The sequence below is a fragment of the Brucella daejeonensis genome, assembly GCF_014199265.1.
Classification (GTDB): Bacteria; Pseudomonadota; Alphaproteobacteria; order Rhizobiales; family Rhizobiaceae; genus Brucella; species Brucella daejeonensis.
On the sequence record NZ_JACIJG010000013.1, the window covers coordinates 1 to 14807 of the forward strand.

Below are 14807 nucleotides of genomic sequence, written 5' to 3' on the forward strand. Positions count from 1 at the left end.
TCAGACCACTAGTGGATTGAATTTGACGTTTGAATCCCGACTGAATGAGATGCCGTTTCAAACGTCAAATTCGAAAAATCCACTAGATACATAAAGTTGCTAGTGGTCTTTTTGATTCCGACATTTGCTCGCCGCCTGTATCAGAGGGATGCAAATGTCGGAATCAGACCACTAGTGGATTGAATTTGACGTTTGAATCCCGACTGAATGAGATGCCGTTTCAAACGTCAAATTCGAAAAATCCACTAGATACATAAAAATCCACTAGATACATAAAGTTGCTAGTGGTCTTTTTGATTCCGACATTTGCCCGGCGCCCGTATCAGAGGGATGCAAATGTCGGAATCAGACCACTAGGATCGACAAAGGTGTTCCGGTTCGCTCATCCTTGACCAGTTTGGTCACGATGTAGGTGAAATAGCGTTCGATACCGATATTCTGGTCGAGAAGACGATCTATCAGCCGCTGATAGGCATCGATGTCACGGGCCATGATCATCAGGAAATAATCGACGCCGCCGCCGACCGACCAGCACGACACGATTTCGGGAACGGCCGCAATCGCGCGCTCAAAACGCTCGAAATCGCTCTGGCGATGGTTGCCGAGCGTGATCTGCACCATCACATGCGCGATGGGCGCGATTTTGCGATAGGCAATGCCCGCATGGTAACCCGTGACAATGCCCGCTTCCTCAAGCTTGCGCAGCCGCAGCCAGCAAGGTGTGGGTGACAGCCCGACCTTTTCCGCCAGCGCGATCTTGGTGATCCGCGCATTTCCCTGCACCGCTTCAAGAATGCGAAGATCAACAGCGTCGAGCTTGAGGGCGGGTTTCATTCTACCGGTCCAATATGAGTGCGCATCTACTCCATTCTCCTTGGCACGGCCATAAACTCTATTCAAGGCCAGGTCGCAAAAAGTCGTTACAAGCCATGATTGTAATGATCCAATATAATCATTGACATGATCTATTTGGTCTTTCACACATAGTAGCAACGATAAAAATCAAACATATGGGGAACGAGGATGCGGCCTTATGGTTTCGCAAGGGGTGCGTTATTGCGCCTTGTTTCGGCTCGTCTGTCACGTCGCCCGGTCATGGGGCCATGGGGTCATGGGGCGCAACGTTTTCCCATGTGTTTCAGAGCATTTCCAGCAAAAGCGGAAACCGGTTTTGCGTTCGGAAATGCGTAAAAACAAATAGATAGCGCAGTAAGAGGCAGGCGACGTGTCCGATATTGTTGGTCTGGGTGACATAGAAAAAGCGCGCGATCGGCTGCGAGGCCATATCGAGCGGACGCCGCTTGTGCGCTCCAAAAGCCTGAGCGACCATTCAGGCGCGCCTGTCTTTCTCAAGCTCGAAAATCTACAGCCGACTGGCAGCTTCAAACTGCGCGGTGCGACCAACGCTATTCTCGGCATGTCGCCGGACGAGCGGAAGAACGGGCTTGTGACCGCTTCCACCGGCAATCACGGACGGGCGCTGGCTCATGCCGCATCCGCTCAAGGGCTGACGGCCACGATCTGCCTGTCATCGCTTGTGCCGCGCAACAAGGTCGAGGCCATTCGCGATCTTGGCGCTGACATCCGCATCGTTGGAAAATCGCAGGACGATGCCATGGAGGAAGTCGCGCGCCTTGTCGCAGACGAAGGCATGAATGCCGTTCCGCCTTTTGACGACCCGCGCGTGATCGCCGGTCAGGGAACCATCGGGCTGGAAATTATCGATGATCTTCCCGACGTGGAAAACGTTCTTATTCCGCTTTCTGGCGGCGGTTTGGCGGCAGGCATCGCGGCGGCGGTCAAGGCGAAGCGCCCGCAGACCCGGATTATCGGCATTTCCATGCGAAGGGGCGCTGCGATGGATGCCAGCCTGAAGGCAGGCACGCCGGTCAATGTGGAGGAACTGGATACGCTTGCGGATTCCCTTGGCGGCGGCATCGGGCTTCAAAACCGCTGGACCTTTGCCATGTGCAGGGCGCTGCTGGACGATGTTGTCCTTCTCGATGAAGAAGAAATCGCCGCGGGCATAAGACATGCCGCATTGCAGGAAGGCCAGATTATCGAGGGCGCTGCGGCGGTCGGCATCGGCGCTCTGCTCGGCGGGAAAATCCGCCCGACCGGGCCAGCCGCCATCATCATGTCCGGCGGCAATATCGACCCGGAACAACATCGTGCAATCATGGAAGAACGCTATCGGAGGGCAGGCTGATGGCCGAAATGCGAATCCTGACCGAAGCCGATCTGCGCGCGATCATATCGCTCGATCTCGAAAGCATTGCCTGTGTTGAAGATGCGTTTCGCGCGCTTGCGGGCGGCGGCGTCAGTATGCCGCCCATCCTGCGGCTCGATATCCCGGCCGAACGCGGGGAAGTGGATGTCAAAACCGCCTATATTCCCGGCCTCGACAGCTTCGCCATCAAGGTAAGCCCCGGATTTTTCAACAACCCATCCATCGGCCTGCCGTCCACCAACGGGCTGATGATCCAGTTTTCCGCAAAAACCGGGCTGATCGAGGCGCTGTTGCTGGACAATGGTTATCTGACCGATGTGCGCACGGCTGCGGCAGGCGCAGTCGCCGCAAAATATCTGGCCCGCGATAATGCAAGCGTGGCTACGATTTTCGGTGCCGGAATGCAGGCGAAATTACAGTTGCAGGCGCTCGCGCTGGTGCGTCCGATCACCGAAGCCCGCATCTGGGCGCGCGATCATGATAAGGCGGAACATGTAGCGCGAGAGCTGACGGAAAAGCTCGGCTTCCCGGTCAAAGCGATCGAGGATGCACGAGATGCCTGTCGCGGCTCCGATATCGTCGTCACGACGACACCTTCGGAAAGCCCGCTCATCAAAGCCGATTGGCTGGAGGCGGGACAGCATATTACGGCCATGGGCTCGGACGCCGAGCACAAGAACGAACTTGATCCGGCGATTTTCGGACTTCCGGTCATCTATGTCGCGGACAGTCTGAACCAGACCCGCAGGCTTGGGGAACTGCATCACGCCATAACGACCGGCGTCGTCAAGGCCGATGCGCCTTTCCCCGAACTTGGCCGGATCATCCTGGATGCAGATACGGTGCAACGCGACCCCGATGCCATCACAGTGTGCGATCTGACGGGGACCGGCGTTCAGGACACGGCCATCGCCCGCCTCGCCACACAACGCGCTAGCCTTCGCGATGCCGGGGCAAAGATTGATTCAAGCAAAAACGCAGGAGCCAGCCGATGAGTGGGGAACTCAATTTCACCCGCGCGGAATATGATCAGCGAATTGCCCGGACACGCCGCGCCATGGAGAAAGCGGGTTTTGACGTCATCATCGTCACCGACCCTTCCAACATGCATTGGCTGACGGGTTATGACGGCTGGTCCTTTTATGTCCATCAGTGCGTCGTGCTGGCCATGGACGGCGAGCCGATCTGGTATGGTCGCGGGCAGGACGGCAATGGCGCAAAACGCACGGCGTGGATCAGTCATGACAGCATCGTCGGCTATCCCGATCATTATGTGCAGTCGCTTGAACGGCACCCGATGGATCTGCTGGCTTCCATTCTCGAAGAGAAGGGCTGGGGCAACAAGACCATTGCCGTCGAATTCGATAATTACTGGTACACCGCAGCCGCCCATCACGCTTTGCAGAAGCATCTGCCGAATGCGCGGTTCAAGGATGCGCAAGGGCTCGTCAACTGGCAGCGGGCTGTCAAAAGCCCGACCGAAATAGATTATATGCGCAAGGCTGGCCGCATCGTGGAAGCCATGCACCGGCGTATCGTCGAAAAGATTGAGCCGGGTATGCGCAAATGCGATCTCGTGGCCGAAATCTACGATGCCGGAACGCGCGGCGTTGATGATTTTGGCGGCGATTATCCGGCAATCGTTCCGCTTTTGCCATCGGGCGCCGATGCTTCGGCACCGCATCTCACCTGGAACGACCTGCCGATGAAATCGGGCGAGGGTACGTTCTTCGAGATCGCCGGGTGCTATAAACGATATCACTGCCCGTTGTCGCGCACCGTATTTCTCGGCAAGCCGACACAGGCCTTCCTCGATGCCGAAAAAGCGACGCTGGAGGGGATGGAAGCCGGGCTTGCGGCAGCGCGTCCGGGCAATACATGCGAGGACATTGCCAATGGTTTCTTCGCGGTGCTGAAGAAATACGGGATCGTCAAGGACAACCGCACCGGCTATTCGATCGGTTTGTCTTACCCGCCGGATTGGGGCGAGCGCACGATGAGCCTGCGTCCCGGCGATCGCACGGAACTGCAACCGGGCATGACTTTCCACTTCATGACAGGTCTCTGGCTGGAGACGATGGGCCTCGAAATTACCGAGAGCATCGTCATTACGCAAACCGGCGTCGAATGCCTGTCGAACGTGCCGCGCAAGCTGGTCGTAAAGGATTAGAGCATGATCCCAAAAAGTGGGAACCGGTTTTTGGAAAAGATCATGCTCAAACAAAAGGTTAGAGCGGGATTGTGTTTCAACTTAAATGCATACCACTCTAGGACGGCAACATGATGCACGCTTCGCCTCCTTCCCGTCCTTCACCGATCACGCCGACCGTCGATCTCAATCGCGACGGCGTGCAGCATGGCCATCTGCGTCTGCCATGGTCGCGGGATGATTCCGCCTGGGGATCGTTGATGTTGCCAATTTGCGTGATCCGCAATGGTGACGGCCCTACCGCTCTTCTGACAGGCGGCAATCACGGCGACGAATATGAAGGTCCGGTGGCGCTTTACGATCTTGCCGCCAATCTCAGGCCCGAGCAGATCAATGGCCGCGTCATTATCGTGCCTGCGATGAATTTCCCCGCTTTTCTGGCGGGAACGCGGACCTCTCCCATCGACAAGGGCAATCTCAACCGCAGCTTTCCGGGACGCCCGGATGGTTCGGTCACGGAAAAGATCGCGGACTATTTCACCCGCTATCTCTTGCCCGCCGCCGACATCGTGATGGATTTCCATTCAGGCGGGCGGACACTGGATTTTATTCCCTATGCCGCAGCCCATGCATTGCCGGATACGGCGCAGGAAACCCGCTGCTTCGCCGCCGTCAAAGCCTTTTCCGCACCGTTTTCCATGCGGATGATGGAGATCGATGCCGTTGGCATGTACGATACCACCGCCGAAGAAGCCGGAAAGGTCTTCGTGACCACCGAGCTTTCCGGTGGCGGCACGATTTCGGCCCGCACGGCTGGAATTGCCAAGCGCGGCATTCGCAATCTTTTGCGACATGCGGGGATTCTGGAAGGTGCGGTCGAGTTGTCGCCGACCACCTGGCTCGATATGCCGTCGCAGGAATGTTTCGGCTTTGCCGATGCGGACGGCCTTTTGGAGCCTCTGGTTGATTTGGGCGCTAAGCTTCGCAAAGGTGATCTCATCGCCCGCGTTCATCCCGTGACGCGCACGGGAGCCGCGCCGCAGGAATATCGTGCGGCACTCGACGGCATACTCGCTGCCCGTCATTTCCCGGGCCTGATCAAAATGGGCGATTGCCTGTCAGTCATCGCGACAATCAGCGAGGAGCCAACGTCGCAATAAGCCGACAATACCACCGAATTGACAAGCCGGAGCAACAGACAACCGGCATTCATACAGAGGAGTGAACACCATGCGCATGAAACTGAACTCAATCTCGACACTGCTTTCCGCCGCAGCCTTCCTGGCACTGGCCGTCCCGTCACAGGCCGTCACGATCGATGACCTGAAAAGCGCCGGATTTGTCCGGGGGGCAACCGCAAACGAAGTGCCCTATGGCTATATGGACGCAAGCGGAGCGGCCAAGGGGATCGGTCCCGATGTCGCCCTGGCCATTTTCAAGAAGCTCGGCATTGAGGAAGTCGACTGGACCGTCACGCCATTCGGCTCGCTCATCCCCGGCCTGAAGGCAAAACGCTTTGAATTCGTTGCCGCGGAACAGAATGTCCTGCCGGACCGCTGCAAGCAGGTCCAGTTCACGGTCGCAAATTCCAGCTATGGCGAAGGTCTTCTGGTGCCGAAAGGCAATCCGAAGAACATCCATTCCTATGATGACATCAAGAAAGATCCATCGCTGAAAGTGGCCATCGTCTCGGGTGCGGACCAGATCGATTTCCTGCATGGAATGGGGATCGATGAATCCCAGATCGTCATGATCCAGGGCAATGCCGATGCGCCTTCGACGGTGCAGACGGGCCGCGCCGACGCCTATGCGGCGACAGAATTGACCGTTGCCAAGCTCGTTGAAAATTCGCCCCAGCTCGAACAAGCGAGCCCTTTCACCGACCCGGTCGTGGATGGAAAATCCGCGCGCAGTTTCGGTGCCTTCAGCTTCCGCCCGGAAGACAAGGAATTCTATGAGGCCTTCAACAACGAACTGATCGCGTTCAAGAAGACCGACGACTACAAGAAAATCCTGATGACCTACGGGCTAAGCGAAGAAAGTGTTGAAGCCGCGCGCACCGTCGATACGGCGAGCCTCTGCAACGCAAAGTAATGCACCTTGCCGTCTGCCGGGCCTGAGAGCCTGTTCCAAAAGTCGCCATGAGCGGCTGCAAATGGCAATTTCTTGCGTTCCGGTGCTCATGTACCCAAAAGTACATTGCGCTCCGGTACTCGGAAATCACCATTTTCGCGCGCGCATGTCGCTTTTTGATTCAGTCTCTGAGGACGGCCCGGCAGGTTTATCTCAGACGGGAGAGGACCATATGCACTGGACGGAATATCTTCCCGCCCTTTTCAAAGGGGCCCAAGTCACGGTTGTCCTTGCACTCAGTTCGATGGCCATCGGTGCGATGCTGGCATTCGCGGCGGGCATTGCCCGATTTGCCGGCGGGCCGATCCTGTCTGCGATTGCGGTGATCTATATCGAGATTTTTCGCGGGACATCGCTGCTGGTACAGCTTTTCTGGCTTTACTACGCCTTGCCCCTGATCGGCATTTCCTTCGATCCGATCACCACCGGCATTATGGGGCTTGGCCTCAATATCGGCGCCTACGGCGCGGAAGTGGTGCGCGGCGCATTGCAGGCAGTGCCGGAGGCGCAGCATGAAGCGGCGCGCGCGCTCAATTTCAGCAAGGTCCACACCCTGTTTCATATCGTGCTGCCGCAGGCTGTTGTCGAAATGATGCCTGCTTTCGGCAATCTCGCCATACACAATCTCAAGGACACTGCCCTTGCATCCCTGATCGCGATCAGCGACCTGACGTTCCAGGCGCAGCGCCTGCGCAATCTGACGCTCGACAATGTGACGATCTACTCACTGACATTGCTTGGCTATTTCGCCATGGCGCTTGTCCTTGCCGCAGCCATTCGCTGGATCGAACGACGTCTTCGTCGCGGAACAATGGCCGGAGGTTTCGCATGATTTACGGTTACGCCTGGGACACCTCGTCCACGCTATCCTTCGCCATTTCCATACTGCCGATTCTGGCAATCGGCCTGACGGTTACCCTCAAGGCGGCTGCGACCGGCTTTGCCATCGCGCTGGTGCTTGGCCTTGTCTTTGCGCTGCTGCGCCGCAGCCCATACGCGATCATCTCATGGCCGACGGTTGTCGTCGTCGAGTTTCTTCGCGACACGCCGCTGCTGGTCCAGCTGTTTTTCCTCTATTACGTCTTGCCGGTCTACGGGATCGTGCTGCCCGCATTCCTGACCGGCGCTCTGGCGCTCGGCCTGCAATATTCGGCCTACACATCCGAGGTCTATCGCGGTGGCATCGACGCCATTCCACGCGGCCAGTGGGAAGCGGCGCGCGCGCTGAACCTCACCGCCTGGCGCACCTACCGCGATATCGTCATCCCGCAGGCCGTGCCCCGCATCATCCCTGCGATGGGGAACTATCTTGTCTCCATGTTGAAAGAAACGCCGGTCCTGTCGGTCGTCAGCATCGTTGACATGCTCAATCTTGCCAATCTGATCGGCGACCGCACCTTTGAATATCTGGTGCCGCTATCGATGGTCGGTTTGATCTTCCTCGTCCTGACGCTCATCTGCTCGGCGCTCATACGCCTGCTCGAACGCACACTTCCAAAGAACGGGATCGCTCTCAAATGACCCAGGAAATTATCCGCTTTCAGGACGTAACCAAGCGCTTCGGCGCGCTGACGGTGCTGGATCGCTTCAATTTCTCGGTCGAGACGGGCGAGAAAGTCACGCTGATCGGCCCATCCGGCTCTGGAAAATCGACGGTTCTGCGCATCCTGATGACGCTGGAACCATTTCAGGAAGGCACGCTGGAACTTGCTGGAATGTCCTATCACGAACCAAACGGCAAAGGATATTTTCAGGCGAGCGAAGCGCATTTGCGCAAGATCAGATCGCATGTCGGCATGGTCTTCCAGAGCTTCAATCTGTTCCCGCATATGTCGGTTCTGCGCAACATCGTCGAAGCGCCGATTCATGTCCTTGGCATGAAGCGGGCAGAGGCCGAAGCGCGGGCGCTCGATCTGCTATCCCTCGTCGGGCTTGCGGACAAGAAGGATCACTATCCCTCACAGCTTTCCGGCGGGCAGCAGCAACGTGTCGCGATTGCGCGCTCGCTGGCAATGCGTCCGCGCGTCTTGCTGTTCGATGAGCCGACATCGGCGCTCGATCCGCAGCTTGTGGGCGAAGTCCTGTCGGTCATTCGCAGTCTGGCGCAGGAGCACGACCTGACAATGCTCCTCGTCACGCATGAAATGCGTTTCGCGCGCGAAGTCTCCGACCGCGTCTGCTTCTTTGACAAGGGACGCATCTGCGAGCAGGGCAGGCCGGAAGAAATATTCCAGTCTCCGAAAGAAGAACGGACCAAGGAGTTTCTCCAGTCCGTCCTCTGAGAGCCTTCTCTGATTTCAGGCGATGGAACTCACATCATAAACCGGCGGCAATTGCGCGAAGGTTTCGCGGATTGTTTCCAGCGTGGTCTGCAGGGCGGGGCGCGAAAGCCGTCCGCCAAGACAGATGCGGACGCCGCCATTGCCATGGTCGCCGCCCGCGACAAACGGATCGGAAGGCGTGACGGCCACCCCCTTGCCGGCCAGCGCCCGGACCAGCCCGTCCTCCGACCAGTTGCGGGGGATTTTCAGCCAGGCGCACAGAGACAGCGAATTGCTTCCGGCGACATGCGAACCGAGAATATCGGTTACCTGTGCCTGACGCGAACGCAACTCGTTGCGCTGGATTTCGATAAGTTGCGCGACCGTGCCGTCCTCTATCCAGCGGCTGGCCATCTCGCTCACGAGATTTACACCGCTCCAGCTCGTGACACGCAGGATGGAGGTCACGCGGATGGAATATTGCGTCGGAACGACGAGATAGCCGGTCCGCAGGCCTGTCATGACCGATTTGGTGAAACTCGTTACGAAGAAACCCAGTTCCGGCAGCAGTTCCGGCATCGAGGGCAGTTTTTCTTCGAGAATGGGTTTGTAAACTTCATCTTCGATGACACAGACATCGTATCGTCGCGCAATGTCGGCAATGGCAATGCGACGCTCCGCTCCCATGAGATGGCTGGTCGGGTTGCCCAATGACGGTATCATGACCAGCGCCCGAACATCGCCCGCCTTGCAGGAAGCTTCAAAAGCATCGGGGAGGATGCCCTGATCGTCGGTCGGAAGGCCACGCAGCGTGAAACCGAGCACATTTGCCAGCCCGATTATGCCGTGGTCGGTCAGGCTCTCCGTCAAGACGACCTCACCGGGCTGAACCACCGCCGCGACGGCGAGAAACAGCCCGTGCGCCGCGCCGTTCGTAATGATGATCCGGCCCGGATCGACATCCACCGACAGGCCGCGCAACCAGTCCCGCGCCACGGCCCGGTGCCGGTCCAGCCCGGCTATGGGGCGACAGGGACGCATGAAGCTCGCATTGTCGGACTGGCTCATTTCCTCAAACAGCCGACGCGACGCACGCTCATGCGCCTCGGTATAGACGGCGCGAATGATGGAAAGATCCGCGGCTCCGTTCGGGTCACGATCGAGCATGAAACGATCGGCCTTTTCCGTCACCCGATTGCAGACATAGGTTCCACGCCCGACCTCACCGCGCAGATAACCGCGCCGCTCGGCTTCCTTGTAGCTGATGCTGACGGTTTGCACGGACAGCCCGAGCTTGTGGGCGAGATCGCGATGGGTCGGCATACGGGTTGCGGGCCGGAGCAGGCCTTTCTCGATATCGTCGACGATTTTCTCCGTCAAAAGCCGGTGCTTGGTCACTCCCTTGCGCATTTCCAACACGGGTTCCCACATGCGTTCGCCAGCTCCATCATAACAAATCCTGATTGACCTGTTATATCGGAAAAAGATCATGACAATCTATAGCGTCAAGCCGAAAAGCGTGAAACGGCTTTGGGATAAGGCGCGTAAAGACAGAAGGCTGGAACGGCTCCAATGACACCCCTTTAACCGGAACCGCTCGAACCCTGACATCGGGATTTATTTTTTGCGGCTGAGAAATGCCATGACCGCTTCGCGGGTTTCATCCGAGGTGAGGCGCTCCCTAAAATATTTCGCTTCGCGGGCGATACGCTCGGAAACCTTCTCGGCAGGCATACGCATCAGGGCACGGGCGATCTGCATGGCCTGCGGCGGCTTTGCGGCGATTTCCGCCGCCGCCTTCAATACTTCCGCCTCCAGCGCGTCCTCGTCCACGATCTGGTAGACGATGCCCGCTTCCTGCGCCGCTTCCGCCGTAAAGCCATGGCCGAGCGCCAGAAGCGCGAAGGCTTTCTGGCGTCCCATCAGCGCTGGCGCAAGCAGGCTGGATGCGGCTTCCGGAACAAGTCCCAGATCGACAAAGGGTGTGCGAAACAATGCGCGCGACGTGGCGAATGTCAGATCGCAATGAAGATGGATGGTGGTGCCGATGCCGATGGCAAGTCCGTCCACGCCCGAAACGATCGGTTTTCCGGTTTCCGCCAGCGGAATGAGAAAGTCCAGAATTTCGCCGCCGAAGCTGCTGTCGCCTGTGGCAGCTGCCATGAAATCCTGCATGTCATTGCCGGATGAGAACGCACCCGGCGTGCCGAGAAACACATGCGCGCGCACCGCGTCATCGGCATCGCCGTCCTTCAGGGCCTTTGCCATGGCCGCATACATGGCGCGGGTGATGGCGTTCTTCTTTTCGGGCCGGTTGAGGCGGATGATCTGCACCGCACCTATGCGCTCGATCAGGATATGCTCGTTCATGCTCACGCCTCCAGCGCGGATTTGGCGGCGGCGAGGCTGGCGGCGCCGGTGATGACGGTATCCTTCAGCGACGAAACTTCGGCCAGCATGTTTTCCGCAAAGAAGCGGCAAAGCACGGCGCGCCCGGCATCTTCACCGGCGAGAGCGGCGCGGGCGAGATAGGCCCCGCCGGAAACGAGCGACAGGAGGCGCTGATAGGGTGTCGCACCGGCGAGCGCTTCTTCGGCGCGGCCTTCGCCTGCCGCTTTTTGCAACCAGTCGGTCGCCTCGCGCGCTTCCATGATGGCCCTCGAAAGACGCGCACCGGTTTCACCCAGTTCGGGACGGTTGGAAGCGGTTGCCTTGTCGGCGTCCTGCTGCAATTCCGAGAGGAAGCCCTTGATGTGCTCGCCATTGCCGAGCGGCAGCTTGCGCATCACCAGATCGATGGCCTGAATGCCGTTGGTGCCTTCATAGATCGGCGTGATGCGCGCATCGCGCAGCAATTGCGCCGCGCCCGTTTCCTCGATGAAGCCCATGCCGCCATGAATCTGGACGCCGAGCGAGGCGACATCCACACCGGTATCGGTGGCGAAGCTTTTGGCGAGCGGGGTCAGCAACCCGGCGCGGTCCGACCAGAACTGTGCGTCCGCACCGTCCGTCGCATGGCTCATGTCGATGGCGTGGGCGCAAGCATAGGTGATGGAACGGGCAACCTGCGTCAGCGCCTTCATGGTCAGCAACATGCGCTGCACGTCCGGGTGTTCGATGATCGGGCTCATGCCGTCTTTCGGGTTCGCGCCGAGCGCACGACCCTGCTTGCGTTCCCTGGCATAGTCGAGCGCCTGCTGATAGGCCGCTTCCGCCACGCCGACGCCCTGAATGCCGACCAGAAGGCGAGCATTGTTCATCATGGTGAACATGCAGGCCAGCCCGCGATTTTCCTCGCCGATCAGATAGCCGACCGCACCCTGTTCCTCGCCCTTCGCGAAGCCGTCTCCATAGATCATGGTGCAGGTGGGGGAGGCGTGGATACCCATCTTGTGTTCAAGGCCTGAGCAGAAGAGATCGTTGCGGCGACCGAGCGAACCATCCGCGTTGACGAGGAATTTCGGTACGAGAAACAGCGAAATGCCCCTGGTTCCGGCGGGAGCATCGGGCAGGCGCGCCAGCACCAGATGCACGATATTGTCGGTCAGGTCATGCTCGCCATAGGTAATGAAAATCTTTTGCCCGAAGATGCGATAGCTGCCGTCGTCGCGGCGCTCCGCACGGGTGCGCAGCGCGCCCAGATCGGACCCTGCCTGCGGCTCGGTCAGGTTCATCGTGCCCATCCATTCGCCGGAGATGAGCTTTTCGAGATAAATGTCCTTCAGTTCCTTCGAAGCGTGCTTTTCCAGCGCCTCGACCGCACCCATGGTCAGCGTCGGCGCAATGGCGAAGGCCAGCGTGCCGGAATTCCACATTTCGCTCACCGCCACCGACATCATGGTCGGCAGCCCCTGACCACCATATTCCGGTGTGCCGGTCAGCGAGTTCCAGCCGCCTTCGATCCAGTCGCGATAAAGCTCCTTCCAGCCCGGCGTGGTGGTGACGACGCCGTCCTTGACGGTGGCGCCATGCCTGTCGCCGGTGATGCGCAGCGGTTCGATGCGCTCAGCGGCGAACTTGCCTGCCTCTTCCAGAATGGCGTCTGCAAGATCGGCGGAAAATTCGGGAAAACGATTGTCTGCAAGCGCCTTTTCAAGGCCCGCGACTTTCATCAGCGTATGGGAAATTTCAGAAACCGGCGCGCGATACATCTTTCCTCCAACTATGGTTTGTCAGCCTCTCCTCAGAGGCCCTCCCTGCATCGGCGCTGATCGCATTCCGGCAGGCGCCAAACGGCTGTCCGACATAAGAGCTATCGGCTTATTACGTAAACGTCAATATTCACACGCTGATGTTACTGGAATAGGTTTTGTTTGGGCAATCCGTGTCGGGAACGCTGTTGAACTTCGGGCGGAAACTTGATTTTTCGATGGAGGGGTAATATTTTCATGGAGTGGCTGGCAGGGCGGCAACCCCACCAGCCTGGCGCTTAGCTAAAGAATATGACCCGCACCGTCGCTGACCAGCCGGTGCGGGTTTTTCTCATGGTAAGCGTGATACTCACAGGTAAAATACCCATTCGTCTCACTCCATTTCGAGAGCAAAGCCCTTACCAAGGTCGAGGTGGCTTATCCTCCTCGACGCGCCTGCTGGTCCTGACGCTTTCTGCTGTTGCCCCCGAAGCGAACGATTAGAGCATCATCCCTATTTCAGGAGTGTCGTCAACTTTTACGTGCAACGGCGCGCCATCCAATATCCGAACGGTAGAAACCTTCCGGCCAGTCGATCTTTTTCACGGCATCATAGGCCTTGGCCTGTGCTTCCGCGACGGTTCCGGCAATGGCCGTGACATTCAGCACGCGACCGCCATTGGCGACGAGGTTGCCATCTTTTTCTGCCGTGCCCGCGTGGAAAACCTTCAAGTCTTCAATGCCCTCAAGCTTTTCAAGGCCGCGAATGGTGCTGCCCTTCTTGACGTTCGTTGGATAGCCTTCCGCGGCCATGACCACGGTCAGCGCCGGCTCGTCCTTCCAGTCGAGCGAAACCTGATCGAGTTTGCCGTCGACGGCTGCATCGATCAGAGCGAGCAAGTCGCTTTCGAGACGCATCATCAGCACCTGACATTCCGGGTCGCCGAAACGCGTATTATATTCAATGAGCTTCGGGCCATCCTTGCCGATCATCAGCCCCGCGAACAGGATGCCGGAAAAGGGCGCGCCGATTTCCGCCATGCCGCGCATGGTCGGCTCGATCAGTTCGCGCATGGTGCGCTCGACGATCTCGGGCGTCATGACCGGGGCCGGGGCATAGGCGCCCATGCCGCCCGTATTGGGGCCGGTATCGCCATCGCCGACGCGCTTGTGATCCTGTGCCGAGCCGAGCGGCAGCGCCGTCTTGCCGTCGCAGATGCAGAAGAAGCTCGCTTCTTCGCCTTCGAGAAATTCTTCGACCACGACTTCCGCGCCGGCCGAACCGAAAGCGCCTTCGAAGCAGGCATCGACGGCCTCCAGCGCCTCGTCCAGCGTCATGGCGACGACGACGCCCTTGCCCGCCGCCAGGCCGTCGGCCTTGACGACGATCGGCGCGCCCTGCTGGCGGATATAGGCTTTCGCCTTCGGAGCATTGTTGAACCGTCCGTAGGCGCCGGTCGGGGTGTCGAAGCGGGCGCAGAGGTCCTTGGTGAAGCCTTTCGAGCCTTCAAGCTGTGCGGCTGCCCTTGATGGACCGAAGACGCGGATGCCTTCCGCGCGCATTTCATCGGCAAGCCCCGCGACCAGCGGCGCTTCCGGTCCCACAACCACGAGGTCGATCTTCCTGTCCTTGACGAAGGCGATCAGCGCGGCATGGTCGTCCACGCCGATATCGGTCAGTTCCGCGACGGCCGCGATGCCCGGATTGCCCGGCGCACAATAAAGCTTTTCGAGCAGGGGAGAGGCAGCAAGCTTCCATGCCAGAGCGTGCTCGCGACCACCGGAACCGATCAACAGAACTTTCATGCCTTGCTCCCTGCGTTTAAGATCAGTAAGTCAGTAATGACTTATTCCGGCTGTCTATTGCTCCCGCCTTCGGGGAGCAAGGCCAAAGCGCCAGATTT

General features: G+C 58.7%; 13 protein-coding genes and 1 pseudogene. 9 read left to right on the forward strand and 5 right to left on the reverse strand.

From position 1 onward, the window contains the following. Positions 1 to 345: 345 nt before the first annotated feature. Positions 346 to 834, reverse strand: a complete 489-nt coding sequence (locus tag FHS76_RS15850; protein WP_183654778.1) for an Lrp/AsnC family transcriptional regulator — start codon at positions 832 to 834, stop codon at positions 346 to 348. Between the two features lie 391 nt (positions 835 to 1225). Here FHS76_RS15850 and eutB point away from each other — a divergent pair, with 391 nt between their 5' ends. The 9 genes and pseudogenes from eutB to ehuA all read left to right on the forward strand — a co-directional run bounded on the left by eutB (position 1226) and on the right by ehuA (position 8794). Further along, positions 1226 to 2209, forward strand: coding sequence for a hydroxyectoine utilization dehydratase EutB (eutB, locus tag FHS76_RS15855; protein WP_374828631.1), 984 nt, complete (start codon positions 1226 to 1228; stop codon positions 2207 to 2209). Then, entirely contained in the window at positions 2209 to 3225 is a 1017-nt protein-coding gene (locus FHS76_RS15860; RefSeq protein ID WP_183654781.1) for a cyclodeaminase, read from the forward strand. Before eutB ends, FHS76_RS15860 begins: the two co-directional genes overlap by 1 nt. Further along, positions 3222 to 4400, forward strand: a complete 1179-nt coding sequence (doeA, locus tag FHS76_RS15865; RefSeq protein WP_183654784.1) for an ectoine hydrolase DoeA — start codon at positions 3222 to 3224, stop codon at positions 4398 to 4400. The genes FHS76_RS15860 and doeA overlap by 4 nt, the downstream gene beginning before the upstream one ends. Positions 4401 to 4510: 110 nt before the next feature. Next, on the forward strand, positions 4511 to 5539 hold the full coding sequence (doeB, locus tag FHS76_RS15870; RefSeq protein ID WP_183654787.1) for a N(2)-acetyl-L-2,4-diaminobutanoate deacetylase DoeB: 1029 nt from the start codon (positions 4511 to 4513) through the stop codon (positions 5537 to 5539). Between the two features lie 70 nt (positions 5540 to 5609). Continuing rightward, the gene (gene ehuB / locus FHS76_RS15875) at positions 5610 to 6473 is read left to right on the forward strand and encodes an ectoine/hydroxyectoine ABC transporter substrate-binding protein EhuB (protein WP_183654790.1); all 864 of its coding nucleotides are present in this window, start codon (positions 5610 to 5612) and stop codon (positions 6471 to 6473) included. Positions 6474 to 6534: 61 nt separating this feature from the next. Beyond that, positions 6535 to 6646: pseudogene (locus tag FHS76_RS15880) on the forward strand (flagellar basal body P-ring protein FlgI); the annotation flags it as partial. 38 nt (positions 6647 to 6684) lie between these two features. After that, positions 6685 to 7344: an ectoine/hydroxyectoine ABC transporter permease subunit EhuC gene (gene ehuC, locus FHS76_RS15885; RefSeq protein ID WP_183654793.1), complete on the forward strand. Its 660-nt coding sequence runs from the start codon at positions 6685 to 6687 to the stop codon at positions 7342 to 7344. Then, positions 7341 to 8033: an ectoine/hydroxyectoine ABC transporter permease subunit EhuD gene (ehuD, locus tag FHS76_RS15890; protein WP_183654796.1), complete on the forward strand. Its 693-nt coding sequence runs from the start codon at positions 7341 to 7343 to the stop codon at positions 8031 to 8033. The genes ehuC and ehuD overlap by 4 nt, the downstream gene beginning before the upstream one ends. Further along, positions 8030 to 8794, forward strand: coding sequence for an ectoine/hydroxyectoine ABC transporter ATP-binding protein EhuA (gene ehuA / locus FHS76_RS15895; protein WP_183654799.1), 765 nt, complete (start codon positions 8030 to 8032; stop codon positions 8792 to 8794). The genes ehuD and ehuA overlap by 4 nt, the downstream gene beginning before the upstream one ends. A gap of 15 nt (positions 8795 to 8809) precedes the next feature. Here the strand turns inward: ehuA and ehuR are convergent, their stop codons facing one another. The 4 genes from ehuR to purD form a co-directional block, all read right to left on the reverse strand. Next, positions 8810 to 10204: a MocR-like ectoine utilization transcription factor EhuR gene (gene ehuR / locus FHS76_RS15900; protein ID WP_183654801.1), complete on the reverse strand. Its 1395-nt coding sequence runs from the start codon at positions 10202 to 10204 to the stop codon at positions 8810 to 8812. 186 nt (positions 10205 to 10390) lie between these two features. Further along, on the reverse strand, positions 10391 to 11143 hold the full coding sequence (locus tag FHS76_RS15905) for a crotonase/enoyl-CoA hydratase family protein (protein WP_183654804.1): 753 nt from the start codon (positions 11141 to 11143) through the stop codon (positions 10391 to 10393). A 2-nt stretch (positions 11144 to 11145) separates the two neighbouring features. Beyond that, the gene (locus FHS76_RS15910) at positions 11146 to 12924 is read right to left on the reverse strand and encodes an acyl-CoA dehydrogenase (RefSeq protein WP_183654807.1); all 1779 of its coding nucleotides are present in this window, start codon (positions 12922 to 12924) and stop codon (positions 11146 to 11148) included. A 510-nt stretch (positions 12925 to 13434) separates the two neighbouring features. Beyond that, complete coding sequence (gene purD / locus FHS76_RS15915; RefSeq protein ID WP_183654810.1) at positions 13435 to 14709, reverse strand: phosphoribosylamine--glycine ligase; 1275 nt, start codon at positions 14707 to 14709, stop codon at positions 13435 to 13437. Between the last annotated feature and the right edge of the window lie 98 nt (positions 14710 to 14807).

Bases quoted from the DNA above. Each gene is read 5' to 3' on its own strand.
- FHS76_RS15850 (WP_183654778.1), bottom strand. From the start codon at position 834: ATGAAACCCGCCCTCAAGCTCGACGCTGTTGATCTTCGCATTCTTGAA.
- FHS76_RS15860 (WP_183654781.1), top strand. From the start codon at position 2,209: ATGGCCGAAATGCGAATCCTGACCGAAGCCGATCTGCGCGCGATCATA.
- doeA (WP_183654784.1), top strand. From the start codon at position 3,222: ATGAGTGGGGAACTCAATTTCACCCGCGCGGAATATGATCAGCGAATT.
- doeB (WP_183654787.1), top strand. From the start codon at position 4,511: ATGATGCACGCTTCGCCTCCTTCCCGTCCTTCACCGATCACGCCGACC.
- ehuB (WP_183654790.1), top strand. From the start codon at position 5,610: ATGCGCATGAAACTGAACTCAATCTCGACACTGCTTTCCGCCGCAGCC.
- ehuC (WP_183654793.1), top strand. From the start codon at position 6,685: ATGCACTGGACGGAATATCTTCCCGCCCTTTTCAAAGGGGCCCAAGTC.
- ehuD (WP_183654796.1), top strand. From the start codon at position 7,341: ATGATTTACGGTTACGCCTGGGACACCTCGTCCACGCTATCCTTCGCC.
- ehuA (WP_183654799.1), top strand. From the start codon at position 8,030: ATGACCCAGGAAATTATCCGCTTTCAGGACGTAACCAAGCGCTTCGGC.
- ehuR (WP_183654801.1), bottom strand. From the start codon at position 10,204: ATGTGGGAACCCGTGTTGGAAATGCGCAAGGGAGTGACCAAGCACCGG.
- FHS76_RS15905 (WP_183654804.1), bottom strand. From the start codon at position 11,143: ATGAACGAGCATATCCTGATCGAGCGCATAGGTGCGGTGCAGATCATC.
- FHS76_RS15910 (WP_183654807.1), bottom strand. From the start codon at position 12,924: ATGTATCGCGCGCCGGTTTCTGAAATTTCCCATACGCTGATGAAAGTC.
- purD (WP_183654810.1), bottom strand. From the start codon at position 14,709: ATGAAAGTTCTGTTGATCGGTTCCGGTGGTCGCGAGCACGCTCTGGCA.